The following is a 13,495-nucleotide window of genomic DNA, read 5'->3' as shown; positions in this document are numbered from 1 at the left end:
AGAAATCATTCGTACGCCACCACGACCCTGCCGCAGAATGATTGACGTGCCCACCCTGAGCCAGTTCGCCGCGTTCGCGCTCGCGTCCGTCATCTTCATCCTGATTCCCGGCCCGAGCGTGCTCTTCGCCCTCGGCCGGGCCCTGACCGCGGGCCGTCGCGAGGCGGTGTTCGCCGTCGGCGGCAACGCTCTCGGTCAGTTCGGCCAGGTCCTGGCGGTCGCCATCGGGCTCGGCGCACTGGTGGCCGCCTCCGCGACCGCGTTCACCGTCGTGAAGCTGGTCGGCGCTGGGTACGTCATCTATCTCGGCATCCAGGCGATTCGCCACCGTGCCGACGCCCGGGCGGCTCTGCACGGTGAGGACGTGGCGAGGACGACCGCGTGGGGCGCGATCCGCACCGGAATGATCGTCGGAGCGACCAACCCGAAGACGATCGTCTTCCACCTGGCCTTCCTGCCCCAGTTCATCGACGCCTCCGCCCCGGCGGTCCCCCAGATCCTTCTGCTCGGCGCGATCTTCTCGGCGATGGCGTTCGCCTGTGACTCGGGCTGGGTCCTCGCCGCCAGCCGGGCCAAGGCCTGGTTCGCCCGCAAGCCCAAGCGTCTCGACAGCCTCGGCGCCGGAGGCGGCGTCATCATGATCGGCCTCGGAGCCACCATGGCCACCGCCTCGCACGGCTCCTGACCGACCCGACCCGAACGCAGGCAACCGGCCGCCTGCCGCCGAATTCCAAAGACAAGAGCGCCCCGGTCACCGAGACTGGGACCCATGCGGACTCCACTCTCGGGTTTCATCGCGGCAGCGATCGCCTCACTCGTCATCATTTCGGGGATCTCGGCGGCCCCCGCCCACGCCGCGGAAGAAGAGCGTAAGGACCCGCTCCTTGCCTTCAACCACGCCTGGGCGATGGTGGACCGGGAGACGGCTGACGCGATCGAGCACTCCGAGTACCTGGGCGAGTTCGCCGATCGCCGGATCAACACCGGCAACGACGGGACCTCGACCTGGACCGGTCGCTACCTGCTCGGCAAGGAGACCTATCTCGAGTTCTTCGGCCCGGGCGACGCCCCGGACGCGGTCGCCGGTGACACGGGCCTCGCCGTCTCGGCGGACAACGACGGCGACCTGGCCATCGCGGCGTCCAACCTGCGCGACATGGGCGCCGATCCGGTCGAGTTCACCCAGGTGACCGACCTCGGTGACGGCAAGCTGATCCCGTGGTTCGACGTCGCCTATACGACCTCGACGTACGACACGTTCTTCTCCTGGGCGATGGAGTATCGCGACGAGTTCCTCGACGACCCGCGGCTCTCCTTCCCGCCCGCCGCCTTCGAGGGCGACGTCAGCCGCGACCGCTACAACCGCGACCGCTATCTCGACCACCAGATGCGCGACGTCATCGGCATCCAGATCGCCACGACCGCCGCCGACATCGAGAAGATGGTGCCGCTGTGGCGCGCCGCCGGGATCACCATCCGGGTCCTCAAGGACGGCGGCGTCCTCGCCTTCGACGGCACGACCACGATCCGCCTGCTCCCGGTCCCGGCCGAGGAGGCAGGCGTACGCCACATCATCCTCGCCCTCAACGAGGCGGCCGAGGAGCCGCACACCGAGACGATCGGCAACTCGACGCTGCACGTCGGTCCGGGGGCGTACGCACTGTGGACCTTCGACCCGATCGAGTCCGGCGCGACCACCCGTTCCAGCGGGTCCGGCAAACCGCTCCACCCCGCGTTCGGCGGCTGAGGTAGTAATCTCCGCAGCAATGGCAGGGAACACCCGACAGACTGGCACGAGCGTGACCAGCCGGGCACTTGCGATCCTGGACGCGTTCGACGAGCAGCACCGATCGATGTCGCTCAGCGACATCGCCGCGCGCGCCGACCTTCCGCTCGCCACGACCCACCGGCTCCTGGGCGAGCTCTTCCGGTGGGGGGCTCTAGAGCGTCTGCCTTCCGGCGACTACGTCATCGGCCGGAAGATCTGGGACATCGGCCACCTGGCCCCTGCCGAGACCGGGATGCGCCAGGTCGCCGAACCGTTCCTCCACGACCTCTACGGCGCGACCCTGGCCACCGTGCATCTCGCCGTACGTGAGGGACTCGAGGTCGTCTACCTCGACCGGCTGCGCGGGAACCAGTCGGTCCCGGTCGTGAGCAAGGTCGGCGGGCGCCTGCCGCTGCACGCCACCGGGGTCGGCAAGGTCCTCCTCGCTCACGCTCCGGACGAGGTCCAGGTCGCGGCGCTGGGCGCACTGACACGGATCACCCCGTACACGATCACCCAGCCGGGCGTCCTCCGCAGACAGCTGCGGCAGGTGCTCGACAAGGGCTACGCCACCACCCGCGAGGAGATGAGCCTCGGCGCCTGCTCGATCGCCGTCCCGATCCACCGGCGCGACGAGGTGGTCGCCTCCCTGGGCCTGGTGGTCGCGACCCTCAAGGGCAGCGAACAGAGGTTGTACGGCGCACTCCGCGTCGCCGCGCAGTCGATCGGACGGCGGCTCTGAAGAACTCCGGCTCGGAAAAATTTTGGCCCGAGCTTCCACTGAACGGAAGCTGTGTCGATGTTCACAGGGGTGACCGCTCTTAGGTTCGTCCCATGAATGTGTCCGCAACCACATCGTCCTCCGTCAGTGGCGACACCCGGAGCCTTTGGCCGGTCGTCCTCTGCTGGCTCGCAGTCGCCCTCGATGGCTATGACCTCGTCGTCCTAGGAGCAGTCATCCCCACGTTGTCCGGGACCGGCGCGCTCGGGTTCACCGGGGCGTCACTGACCACGGCCGCCACCCTCGGCCTGGTCGGGGTCGGCATCGGCGCCGTGGCCATCGGTCCGCTCGCCGACCGGTTCGGCCGTCGCAAGACGCTGATCAGCAGCATCGCGCTGTTCTCGCTGCTCACCCTGGCCGTCGCCTTCGCTCCGAACGCCACGGTGTTCATCGTGCTGCGCTTCCTGGCAGGTCTGGGTCTGGGCGCCTGTCTGCCGACGGCCCTGGCGTTCATGAGCGAGCACGCCCGCCAGGGACGCTCGGGCACCGCCATGACACGGATGATGACCGGCTACCACGTAGGCGCCGTACTCACCGCTCTGCTGGCGCTGTGGGTGATCCCGAACCTGGGCTGGGAGGCGATGTTCGTGATCGGCGGCATCGCGGGCCTGCTGACTGTCCCGGTGATGTGGGCGAAGCTGCCGGAGTCGCAGGCCTACCTGGAGACCGTCGAGACCGAGAAGGTACGTCCCTCCGAGGTCGTTCGCGGCCGCCTGCTGTGGGTCAGCCTGGGTCTGTGGGCGGCGTCGTTCTGCGGACTGCTGCTGGTCTACGGCCTCAACACCTGGCTGCCGACGATCATGGGCGAGGCGGGGTACTCCCTCGACGCCGGGCTCGGCCTGCTCCTCACCTTGAACGTCGGCGCAGTGATCGGACTCGTCCTGGCGGGCCTGATCTCCGATGCCAAGGGCAACAAGCCGACGGTCGTGACCTGGTTCGGCGTCGCCGCAGTGATGCTGGCCCTGCTGTCGATCAAGATGGAGAACAGCATCCTGGTGTACGCCGCGGTGCTGGCCGCCGGCGTCTTCGTCTTCAGCGCGCAGGTGCTGGTCTACGCGTTCGTCAGCCACCTCTACCCCGCCCGGATCCGCGGCACGGCGCTCGGCATGTCCGCCGGGATCGGACGCGTCGGCGCCATCGTCGGGCCATTCCTCGGCGGCGCGCTCCTCACCGCCGGCATCGCCTATCCGTGGGGCTTCTACGCCTTCGCCGGCGCGGCCGTGATCGCCATGCTGGCTCTGCTGACCGTGCCGGCGCACCCGGACGAGGGAGTGACTGCGTAGCGGATAGGGGCTGCCGCGTCCGGGCGGTCAGCCGCGTCCGGCTCCCTCCGGGGAGAAGGCGATTGACTCGCCGGACAGTTCCTCGAGCACCTCCCAGACCCGGGCCGCGACCTCTCGGCCCGGGTCGATCGTGTGCGGCAGCGGAGCCAGACGTACGGGGAGGCCGGCCGCCTTCTCGGGGCCGTAGTAGTCGCCGCCGACCGCGTCGGGGTCGACCAGGGCGCGTACCCCGGACCAGGCGGCCGCGTCCTTGCCCTGCGCCCACGGCGTGAACGGGTTGCGCCGGTAGCCGATGCTGCCGTCCCGGATCCCGGCGCGCTGCGGCGTCTTCGCATCGACGCCGACGCCGGGGTGGGTGAGGATCGAGGCGACAGGAAGCCCCGCGGCTCGCAGCCGGCGGTCGAGCTCGTAGCCGAAGACCTCGGTGAGCGTCTTGGCCTTGACGTACGCGGCGATGCCGGCACGCGGCGTCGACTGCGGGTCGGACACGTCCATGCGGAAGCGGCGTACGAACCCGGTCGAGGCATGCACGATGCGGAGCGGTTCGTCGGCGACGGAAGGTCCGGTGGCCCGCGCGGAGAGCAGCCGGGCGACGAGGCCGAAGTTGGCGACGGCGTGCGCGCCGGTGATGAGCGGTAGACCGTCCTTCGTCGTGGCCCGGCCGGAGAGCTGCATCGGGGCACCGTTGAGGAAGATCCCGTCGAGCCGCGGCAGCGCGGCGAGCTGCTCGGCACCTTCCGCGACCGACGCGAGAGAGGTGAGGTCGAAAGCGACCGATCTGGTGACCGCGTCCGGGACCTCGCCACGGATCGCGGCCGCGGCGACATCGATCTTCTCGGGCGAGCGAGAGGCGAGCACGACCTCGGCGCCGGCCGCGGCGAGCTGCTCGGCGGCGAAGTAGCCGATTCCTCCGGTGGCGCCGGTGACGGCGTAGACGCGGCCACTCAGATCGGGCAGGTGGATGGGGTCCCAGGTCATGGATGCTCCTCAAATCGGATAGATGATCCGTTTCAGAGTACACCCAAAGCGGATAACTCATCCGAATCGCGTAGAGTGTGCTCATGTCCCCGCTACGTTCGGACGCCGCTCGCTCCCGCGCGAAGATCCTCGACACCGCCCGCGACCGGCCGGTCGCCGATCTGCGCCTCAACGATGTTGCGCGTGCAGCCGGCGTCGGCGTCGCGACGGTCTACCGCCACTTCGCCACGGTCGAGGCCCTCGTCGAGGCACTCAACCTCGATGCGCTCGAGCAGCTCGTCACCGAGGCGCGCGCGGCCACCGAGATCCCCGATCCCGGCGAGGCGTTCACCACCTTCGTACGCAGCGCCGCCCTGCTTCAGGTCGAGCACGAGGGTCTCCAGACGATCCTCCTCTCCGAAGAGGTCTCGCCAGCCGCACGCGCGCTCCGCGACGAGCTCTTCAGCCTCGCCGAGACCGCCCTCGAGACGGCCATCCGCAATGGCGTCGTACGTCCCGACATCACCACCAGCCACGTGCAGCGCCTCGTCTGCGGCGTCGAGCACGCCGTCCGGCTGGGCGATGGAACCGACCGCGACCTGCTCCTCGACGTGATGCTGTCCGGCCTCTCCCCTACCGCCTGACCCCTGCTCGACGACCTACCGATCGAGCGCCGGGTGGAAGTGCTCGGACTCGATCGCGACCCGGGCCTGCTCGGCCGCGGCGCGGAGCGCGACCTCGACCGGTTCCGTACGCAGCCGCGCGGCCAGGAAGCCGGCCATGAACGCGTCACCGGCGCCGTTCGTGTCGACGACGGTGGCCGGCACCGCGGCGACCTCGTGTCTCGTGCCGTCGGCCTCGAGCGCGATGGCTCCCTTCGCGCCGAGGGTGCACACCGCGAGACTGGGACCGCGGTCGAGGCACGAGGCCATCAGCTCCCAGGGGTCCTCGGTGGCGTCGTCGTTCATGAACACACCCTCGGCTGCCCGCAGGAAGGGCTCGTGGAACGCCGAAGACCCGTCGTAGTCGTGCAGGTCCATCCACAGCGGCGCCCGCTGGGCGGGCGTCGTCTCGAGCATCAGCCGGCCGAGCTCGCTGAGGTCGATCACCGCGAGATCCGCGGCGGCGACCGCGCTCACCGCGGCCTCGACGGCTTCGGTGGACGGGGTCGAGGGGGTGGAGACGTACAACGAGACCCGGCCTCCCTCGTCGGCCATCAGGTTGACATGCCGTTCGGTCTGCTCGCTCGCGATCGCCTCCACGACGACGCCCGCCTGCTCGAGCCGCTCCCGAAGCCGTGCCCCGTCCTCGTCGTCCCCGACAGGCGCCCACAGACGTACGTCGACCCCGAGCCCGGCCAGATGCAGCGCCTTGCCGGCCGAGGTACCGCCGATCGTGTGCCACGCCCGCCGCGCGAACTGCATGTGCGGCACCGGCTCGGGCAGCCAGTCGAGCTCGATCAGGTGGTTCCAGGACGCGGGGCCACAGACGACGACGCGGGGAGCAGGCATGCCCTCATTCCAGCATCAGCGTGTCCACGCGCCGAAGCACCCTCAGCTGCGCGGTGTTGTAGAGGTCGACGAGCGCGTGGGCGAGGACGAGACCGGCCGTGGCGCGGCCGAGCGGCGAGCGCTCCAGCACTCCGGCCAGCTCAGGAAAACGCTCCAGCTGCCGGCGGTTGGTCACGACCATCCGCCGCGCGAGATCCTCGACCGCCGCGTCGTCGGCGGCCGCCGGGAGACGGTCGAACTCGACATCGGTGTCCTCCTGGTGGACCAGCGCCTGCCGAAAGGCCGCGAGGGTTCGGGCATCGAAGACCTGCGCATAGATCGCCAGGAGCGACTGCTGCGTGGGCGAGAGCTGTGCGGCGAAAGCGGCGAACCCGGCCGGCGTCTCGAGCGGTGCGCTGTGGGAGGTGAGCTGTGCGAGGTCCTCCCGCACCCGCACGAGTTGCTCGATGCGGGCCTCGAGCTCGGCGTCGAGCGCTCGGATGCTCTCCTGCGCGTCGGGGTCCTGCGGGGCCAGACCGGCGATCCGCTTCACCGGGACGCCGAGCTCCCGCAGCCGCCTGATCCGCAGGAGCTGGACGAGATGTGCCACCTCGTACCGCTTGTAGCCGTTCGTGGCGCGCTCGGGGTGCGGGAGGAGCCCGACCCGGTGGTAGTAGCGCACCGAGTTCTCCGTCGTCCCCGCGATCCGCGCCAGCTCCCGAGTGCTCCACGCCATGCGCCGCATCATGCCAGTGTCATGAGTTGATCAGCAGCGGCAAGAAGTAGCGCAGCGAGTACGCCTCGTAGACCGCCCCGACGACGAACAGCACCAGCGCCGGGATCCACATCCTCCCGAAGAGTCGCAGCCCACGGACCCAGGCCCGCCCCCGCGTGGTCGCGCCGACGCTCGCCGGCCGGACCCAGGCCAGGCCGAGGACGTACGCCCCCAGCAGCAGGAGCACGTACGCCTGGAGCTCGATGACCATCGTCACCGAGTGCGGGATCAGCGTCATCGTGGTGTTGTGGTCGACGGGAGCCAGGACGATCCCGGTGGTGAACGTCCAGTAGGCGAAGACGGGGATCCCGGCGAAGGGCACGATCATCGACGGCAGAGTGATGAACCCGAGGGCAACCTTGCCGAGGTTCACACCCAGGATCACCAGGGCGAACAGCCATGGCCGGGCGAGCAGCGAGACGACGAGCCCGGTCTCACCGGACTCGTCCATCGAGCCGGTGAGCATCTCGTTGAGCTCGGGCCGGAGCATGCCGAGCACCATCCCGGCGACGACCAGGCCGTACGCCATGAGGTTGAGGTACGCATAGGCCCGCGCGTGCTGCCGGATGAGCGCCAACGGGCCGCTGAATGTCTTGGTGACGGTTTCGATAGCCATGCGGCCATCCCAAACCCTGTTCTTGGAACGGAGTCAAGGACGCCGGCCGCGCGCTACTTCCGATCGAGTCCGGCGATCAGCACCAGGGCGGCGAAACCGTCATCAGTCCCCGGCCACTGGGCGCGAACCGCGTCGATCCCGGCGCGACGTACGACACCACGCAGGACCGCGGCGACGATGATCGCGTCGTCGGCGTAGCCCAGCACCGGGATGAAGTCGGGCACCAGGTCGATCGGTAGGGCGAGATAGACCATCAGCAGCCCGAGCCTGATCCGTACGCCGCGAGGCATCGATCTGTCAGCCGCGAGCCGGCGCAGCAGCCGCACCACGTCGGGCAGGATCCGCAGCGCCTCACGCAGCAGGTCGCCGCGCGGACGGACGACGAGCAGCGCGACGATGAGGCACAACCAGGTGAGCAACAGGGCCGCGACGATCCCGATCGCCAGGTCCCACCAGAACGAACCGGTCATCCTCACCCTCCGAGCCACGCCGCGCTCCGTGGTGGCGCCGCACCTCTGGATTCCATCACGGCGCCACACCGGGCCGGATGGTCAGGCCGCGACGACCGCCACGCCCGTACGTCCGCCGTCGACGTCCAGCACCGCGCCGTGGACGAACTCGGCCTCATCGGAGGCGAGGTACGCAACGGCGGCGGCGATCGCGTCCGGACCGCCCGAGCCACCCGCCGGGGTGCCTGCCATGAGTCCGTCGGCAGCCCAAGGTCCGTCCATAGCGGGGTCGCGGATGACACCGGGCGAGACCGCGTTGACCCTGATCCCGCTGTCGGCGAACTCCGCGGACCAGGCGCGGGTGAGGGTCTCCATGGCCGCCTTCGTCGAGGCGTACAGGGCACCGAGGGGAAGGCTCAGCCGCGCGACCCAGCTGCCGAGGTTGATGATGACGCCTCCCCCGGCGGCCCGCATCTGCGGCGCGAGCGCCTGCGTCAGGAAGAACGGCGCCTTCACGTTGACGCCGTACACCTGGTCGAACATGTCGGCATCGGCCGTGAGGGTGTTGGCCGCCGGGAAGATCCCGGCGTTGTTGACGAGGATGTCGAGCCGCCCGCCGAGCGCAGCGAGGGCCTGCTCGGCGAGGGCCCGGCTCGCCTCGGGGCTTCCGTCGAGGTCCGCGGCGACGAAGTCGGCACGCCCGCCGTTCGTACGGATCGCCTCGACGACCGTCGCCCCACGCTCTTCGTTGCGACCGGACACGATCACGTGAGCGCCCTCGGCGGCGAGACGCTGAGCGATCGAACGTCCGATGTTGCTGGTCGAGCCGGTGACGAGAGCCGTCTTCCCAAAGAATCTGTGTGTCATGTCTGCGACGGTAGAGAGCGTAAAATGGACTCACAAGTCCAGTTTTTCGACGAGCGGGAGCGGCATGGGGCTGACGCCGAAGGGCATGAGGAGACGCGCAGAGATCATCGAGGGCACGGCCTCTCACCTGCGCACCCAGGACCCCGGCGGAGTCACCCTCGAGGACATCAGAGCCGTCACCCGGACGAGCAACAGCCAGATCTTCCACTACTTCCCCGGCGGGAAGGAGGAGCTGTTCCTCGAGGTCGCCCGCTATGAGGCCGACCAGGTGATCGAGGACCAGCAGCCCTACCTCTCGGCTCTCGACACCTGGGCGGACTGGGAGCGATGGCGGGAGGCCGTCCTCGCGCGCTACCGAACCCAAGGGCGGCAGTGTCCGCTGGGATCGCTGATGAGCCAGCTCACGGAGGTGCCCGGCGCGGCTGAGGTCATCTCGGCCCTCATCGGACGATGGCAGGCCGAGGTCGAGCGCGGGATCCGCACGATGCAGGCCTCCGGCCTGATCCGCGCCGCCATCGACCCGGTGCGCTGCGCTGCCGCGATGGTCGCCGGCATCCAGGGCGGGGTTCTGGTGCTGCGTTCGACGGGCGACATCGGGCATCTCGAGGCGTCCATGGAGATCCTCTTCGATCACCTCCGCGGCTGATCCTCGAGCAGTACGCTCGATCAGACGCCGAGCTGACCTCGACGTCATGGTTCACGGAGGAACCCATGCCACTCACCAGAGTCCACAATCTTTCGATCTCGCTCGATGGCTTCGCGACCGGGGAGCCGCAGTCGGCCGAGGCGCCGTTCGGCCACGCCGGCGAGCGCCTTCACGAATGGATGTTCGCCACCCGCTACTGGGACTCGTCCGGCGGCGCGGGTGCGGACGATGCCTTCGCGCAGCGACACAGCCAGGGCATCGGCGCCGAGATCATGGGCGCCAACAAGTTCGGTCCGCCGGGGTGGCAGGACGACCCCGACTGGAAGGGCTGGTGGGGAGCCAACCCGCCGTTCCACTCGCCGACCTTCGTCCTCACCCATCGGCCGCGGCCACCGGTGGAGATGGAGGGCGGCACGACCTTCTACTTCCTGGACGCTCCCCCGGCCGAAGCGCTGGCGGCCGCGCTCGAGGCGGCCGATGGCCAGGACGTACGTCTCGGGGGCGGCGCGACCGTGGTTCGGGACTTCGTCGCTGCCGGGCTCGTCGATCTGATGCACCTGGTCCAGGTCCCGATCGTCCTCGGTCGCGGCGTACGCGTCTGGGACGGTCTGGAGGGCACCGAGAACGACTACGACATCGAGGCCGTCTCGACACCCAGCGGCGTCACCCACCTGACCTTCACGCGTAAGCCTGCCGACTCCTAGCCTCGGCGAAGGGGCCGTCGAGAGCGGCCCACTGCAGGAGCATGACGGTCTTGCCGTCCATGATCCGGCCGTCCCGGATCATCGCGAGCGCCTCGGTGAAGTCGAGCTCGAGCACCTCGATGTCCTCGCCCTCCTCGGCGACCCCTCCCCCGTCTCCGGTGCGGCTCGCCGGCGAGTAGGCCGCCGCGAAGAAGTGGAGCCGTTCGGTGACCGACCCGGGACTCATGTAGGCGTCGAAGACGTGGTCGACGTCGGTGAGGCTGATGCCCAGCTCCTCGGCGCTCTCCCGGCGGATCGCGGTGACCGGGTCATCGGCGTCCAGCAGCCCCGCGGCCGCCTCGATGAGGAGTCCGTCGGGATGGTCGTTGACGTAGACCGGGTATCTGAACTGCCGAGTCAGCAGCACCGTGCCACGCTCGACGTCGTAGGGAAGAAGAACGGCGCCGTTCCCTCGGTCGTACGTCTCGCGCTGCTGCGTCTCCCAGCGCCCGTCGCGACGGCGGTAGTCGAACGTGGTGCGCCTGAGCACGTGCCAACCCTGAGAGGTCAGCTCGACGTCTCGGACCACGACGTCGGGGTTGCGGGTCAGCTCCCGCCCGGCGCGGTCGAGACCGGTGCGGCCGCGATGATCGGGGACCTCGATGCCAGGGCGCGCGTGGGCTTCGGCTGTCGTCATGGCGGCAGCGTACATGCAATACTGTGCATAAACAGAAAGGAATGTGCATGCTTGTCGGGCAACGCCGCGCTCACCTTCTCCGTCTTCTAGACGAAACAGGCAAGATCGTGGCAAAGGACGCAGCCGTCGAGCTGGGCATCTCGGAGGACAGCATCCGTCGCGATCTGCGTGATCTGGCCGCCGAGGGGCTGTGCCAGCGCGTCTACGGTGGTGCGCTTCCCGTCTCCCCGGCGGTGGTCGACTACACCACCCGTCGCACCGTCGAGCCCGAGGGCAAGCGCGCGGTGGCGGCCACGGCCGCCGGCCTCGTACGCCCCGGAAGCACGCTCATCCTCGACGGAGGCACCACGGCGCTCGCCGTCGCGGAGGCACTTCCGAGAGACCTGGAGTGCACCGTCATCACCAACAGCCCGACGGTCGCCTCAGCCCTCCTGCAGCACCCGAGCGCCGACCTGTTCCTCCTCGGTGGCCGGGTCTTCAAGCACTCCGCCGTCGCCTGTGGCGCGGCAGCCGTCGAAGCAGCCCAGAACGTCTCCGCCGACCTCTGCCTCATCGGTGTCACCGGCGTTCACCCGGAAGCCGGGCTCACTACCGGCGACGCCGAGGACGCCGCGATGAAACGCGCCCTGGCCGCGCGCGCGGCCGAGACGTACGTCCTCGCTTCCTCGGAGAAGATCGGCACCGCCTCCCCCTACCGGGTGCTCCCGTGGGATCAGATCGCCGGCGTCATCACCGACGCCGCACCGACCGACGAGGTCATCAAGCAGCTGTCAGCACTCGACGTCGAGATCCTGCACGCCACCTGAACCCGGATGCCGCGGGGCCCGTCACGAAGGCGTTCTCATCCCGCGGCGGGTGGCGAGGTAGAAGTTCGTCAGGCGCACGACGAGGGCCTCGACGTCGGCGTCGTCCGGCTGGTCGTACATGTGGTCCGCGAGGATGTCGAAGAGTCCGCCGACGATCCCGACAGCGACCCCGTGGTGGTCCTCGTCGACGGGCTCGCCGTAGCGCTGCCAGAGACCTTCGATGAAGACGGCCGCCTGGCGCCGGGTGCCGCGGCGCTGGCGGTCGGCCTCGGGCGTGATCGCGCTGCCGGAGCCGAAGGAGACGACGGCGAACCGGGGATCGTCGAGGAAAGCATGCGCGAACCGGGACAGCAACCGCTCGGACAGGACGTTCTCGTCGTCGTCCGCGTGCTCGTCGACCAACGTCGCGAGCTGGCCGAAGACGTCGTCGGAGATCCTGGCCAGGAGCGCGGTGTAGCACTCCTCGCGACTGCTGAAGGTCTCGTAGAACGACTTCGTCCCGACGTACGCATGCTGGCAGAGCTGCTCGATCGATGTGGCGAGGTAGCCCTGGCTGGCGAACAGGTCGAGCGCCGCCTCCAGCAGTGCGTCGCGCCGTTGCTGGCGACGCTGCTCGGCATCGAGGCCCCGGATACGGCGGCCACTCGCGGATCCTCTCGCTGTGCTCACAGCGGTGAGGCTACCTTCACGGATCAGCCGGCCCACGGCATCGGGGTGCACAGGAACGAGCGGGCGTTCTCCGGGTCCAGCTCGTTGGCGACGAGCTTGAGAACGTTGGGGTCGACCGCCAGCGCCAGGTGCCCGGAGAAGTCGAGGGGGCATCGCTTCTGCAGCACGATGTTCTTCGCGTTCGGTGCGGCGTCGAAGAGCCCGTTCGTATAGGGCGTCACCACCTCGTCGTACTTGGTCACGATGCTCGTGTACGTCGGCCCCGGCACGGTCGCGCCGCCCTCGTTGAGCTCGGCCATGAAGTCGGAGCGCGGGGAGAACTCCACGCACGCCGGGCATCCGATCGCGTCGAGGACCGGCTCGATCCCGAGCAGGTTCATCAGAGTCACCAGGCCGTCGAGCTCGGTGCCCTTGATGTTGGTGCCGAAACCGACGAAGCGCTCGACCTTCCGGTCACCGCCGAGGAACTTCATGTAGTACGTCGCGACGGTGCTGCCGGCGGAATGAGCCACGATGCTGACCTGATCGGCGCCGGTCGCGGCCAGGACCCGGTCGACGAACGCCCGCACCTCCGCGGCGCTGTCCGGCATCGATCCCAGCCCACCGACCGACGGCCCCAAGGTGGTCACGCCGTAGGTCAGGGAGTAGGCGCAGTAGCCGCGTGACTCGAGATAGCGGCCCATGACCTCGAAGTTGAGATCGCCGTTGGCGCCGAGCCCGTGGAGCAGCACCAGCGGCTCCGGGTGCGCGGCGCTCGGGACACAGGTCCAGTCGTTGAGGCCGGAGCCCGGCGCGGCGGCTTGGGCGGGCGCGATGCCCATCGATAGCCCCACCGAGAAGAGGACGGCGATGACCGCCCGGATGGCTGAGGATCGCATGGGATCTCCCTTGTGGTGACGGGCTGCATCGAGCCCTGTGTGACTGTGGTCACAGAATTAGAACATGCCATCGTGTTTCTAACAAGAGATCTTGTTGCTAACGTCATCGCACCGCGACGATCCCTGGAGG

General features: G+C 69.2%; 17 protein-coding genes. 8 read left to right on the top strand and 9 right to left on the bottom strand.

What is annotated here, in order from left to right:
- Positions 1-46 precede the first annotated feature (46 nt).
- The 4 genes from ABTW65_RS18170 (at position 47) to ABTW65_RS18155 (ending at position 3,832) form a co-directional block, all read left to right on the top strand.
- Positions 47-685 (top strand): LysE family translocator, encoded by a 639-nt coding sequence (locus ABTW65_RS18170; protein ID WP_350662547.1) that lies wholly within the window; start codon positions 47-49, stop codon positions 683-685.
- Between the two features lie 84 nt (positions 686-769).
- Positions 770-1,747, top strand: a complete 978-nt coding sequence (locus ABTW65_RS18165) for a DUF5829 family protein (RefSeq protein WP_350662545.1) — start codon at positions 770-772, stop codon at positions 1,745-1,747.
- A 52-nt stretch (positions 1,748-1,799) separates the two neighbouring features.
- Entirely contained in the window at positions 1,800-2,510 is a 711-nt protein-coding gene (locus tag ABTW65_RS18160) for an IclR family transcriptional regulator (RefSeq protein ID WP_350662543.1), read from the top strand.
- Between the two features lie 92 nt (positions 2,511-2,602).
- Positions 2,603-3,832 carry an MFS transporter gene (locus ABTW65_RS18155; protein ID WP_350662541.1) on the top strand — a complete coding sequence of 410 codons (1,230 nt, stop codon included), beginning with the start codon at positions 2,603-2,605 and terminating at the stop codon, positions 3,830-3,832.
- 27 nt (positions 3,833-3,859) lie between these two features.
- Here the strand turns inward: ABTW65_RS18155 and ABTW65_RS18150 are convergent, their stop codons facing one another.
- A complete protein-coding gene (locus tag ABTW65_RS18150) occupies positions 3,860-4,810 on the bottom strand; it encodes an SDR family NAD(P)-dependent oxidoreductase (protein ID WP_350662540.1) in 951 nt (316 codons plus the stop codon).
- A gap of 83 nt (positions 4,811-4,893) precedes the next feature.
- Here ABTW65_RS18150 and ABTW65_RS18145 point away from each other — a divergent pair, with 83 nt between their 5' ends.
- A complete protein-coding gene (locus ABTW65_RS18145) occupies positions 4,894-5,433 on the top strand; it encodes a TetR/AcrR family transcriptional regulator (protein WP_350662538.1) in 540 nt (179 codons plus the stop codon).
- Positions 5,434-5,448: 15 nt separating this feature from the next.
- Here the strand turns inward: ABTW65_RS18145 and ABTW65_RS18140 are convergent, their stop codons facing one another.
- The 5 genes from ABTW65_RS18140 to ABTW65_RS18120 form a co-directional block, all read right to left on the bottom strand.
- Complete coding sequence (locus tag ABTW65_RS18140) at positions 5,449-6,300, bottom strand: carbohydrate kinase family protein (protein WP_350662536.1); 852 nt, start codon at positions 6,298-6,300, stop codon at positions 5,449-5,451.
- Between the two features lie 4 nt (positions 6,301-6,304).
- The gene (locus ABTW65_RS18135) at positions 6,305-7,015 is read right to left on the bottom strand and encodes a MerR family transcriptional regulator (protein ID WP_350662534.1); all 711 of its coding nucleotides are present in this window, start codon (positions 7,013-7,015) and stop codon (positions 6,305-6,307) included.
- A gap of 19 nt (positions 7,016-7,034) precedes the next feature.
- Positions 7,035-7,670: a hypothetical protein gene (locus ABTW65_RS18130; RefSeq protein WP_350662533.1), complete on the bottom strand. Its 636-nt coding sequence runs from the start codon at positions 7,668-7,670 to the stop codon at positions 7,035-7,037.
- Positions 7,671-7,723: 53 nt separating this feature from the next.
- Entirely contained in the window at positions 7,724-8,140 is a 417-nt protein-coding gene (locus ABTW65_RS18125; RefSeq protein WP_350662530.1) for a YkvA family protein, read from the bottom strand.
- Between the two features lie 81 nt (positions 8,141-8,221).
- The gene (locus ABTW65_RS18120; RefSeq protein ID WP_350662528.1) at positions 8,222-8,986 is read right to left on the bottom strand and encodes an SDR family NAD(P)-dependent oxidoreductase; all 765 of its coding nucleotides are present in this window, start codon (positions 8,984-8,986) and stop codon (positions 8,222-8,224) included.
- An 85-nt stretch (positions 8,987-9,071) separates the two neighbouring features.
- On the opposite strand from ABTW65_RS18120, the gene ABTW65_RS18115 reads away from it, so the two are divergent.
- A complete protein-coding gene (locus ABTW65_RS18115; RefSeq protein WP_350662526.1) occupies positions 9,072-9,632 on the top strand; it encodes a TetR/AcrR family transcriptional regulator in 561 nt (186 codons plus the stop codon).
- A gap of 65 nt (positions 9,633-9,697) precedes the next feature.
- The gene (locus ABTW65_RS18110) at positions 9,698-10,336 is read left to right on the top strand and encodes a dihydrofolate reductase family protein (protein WP_350662524.1); all 639 of its coding nucleotides are present in this window, start codon (positions 9,698-9,700) and stop codon (positions 10,334-10,336) included.
- Here the strand turns inward: ABTW65_RS18110 and ABTW65_RS18105 are convergent.
- Complete coding sequence (locus ABTW65_RS18105) at positions 10,311-11,012, bottom strand: NUDIX domain-containing protein (protein WP_350662522.1); 702 nt, start codon at positions 11,010-11,012, stop codon at positions 10,311-10,313. The two genes, ABTW65_RS18110 and ABTW65_RS18105, sit on opposite strands and share 26 nt — an antisense overlap.
- Positions 11,013-11,053: 41 nt before the next feature.
- Between ABTW65_RS18105 and ABTW65_RS18100 the strand changes: the two genes are divergently transcribed.
- A complete protein-coding gene (locus ABTW65_RS18100) occupies positions 11,054-11,818 on the top strand; it encodes a DeoR/GlpR family DNA-binding transcription regulator (protein ID WP_350662520.1) in 765 nt (254 codons plus the stop codon).
- A gap of 21 nt (positions 11,819-11,839) precedes the next feature.
- Here the strand turns inward: ABTW65_RS18100 and ABTW65_RS18095 are convergent, their stop codons facing one another.
- Complete coding sequence (locus tag ABTW65_RS18095; RefSeq protein ID WP_350662518.1) at positions 11,840-12,487, bottom strand: TetR/AcrR family transcriptional regulator; 648 nt, start codon at positions 12,485-12,487, stop codon at positions 11,840-11,842.
- A gap of 23 nt (positions 12,488-12,510) precedes the next feature.
- Positions 12,511-13,365 carry an esterase/lipase family protein gene (locus tag ABTW65_RS18090; protein ID WP_350662516.1) on the bottom strand — a complete coding sequence of 285 codons (855 nt, stop codon included), beginning with the start codon at positions 13,363-13,365 and terminating at the stop codon, positions 12,511-12,513.
- Positions 13,366-13,495 lie beyond the last annotated feature (130 nt).

This window comes from Nocardioides sp. NPDC127503 (genome assembly GCF_040302165.1).
Lineage (GTDB): Bacteria > Actinomycetota > Actinomycetes > Propionibacteriales > Nocardioidaceae > Nocardioides.
The sequence above is the reverse complement of the archived record's forward strand: the minus strand, read 5'-3'. Positions and strand labels throughout refer to the sequence as shown.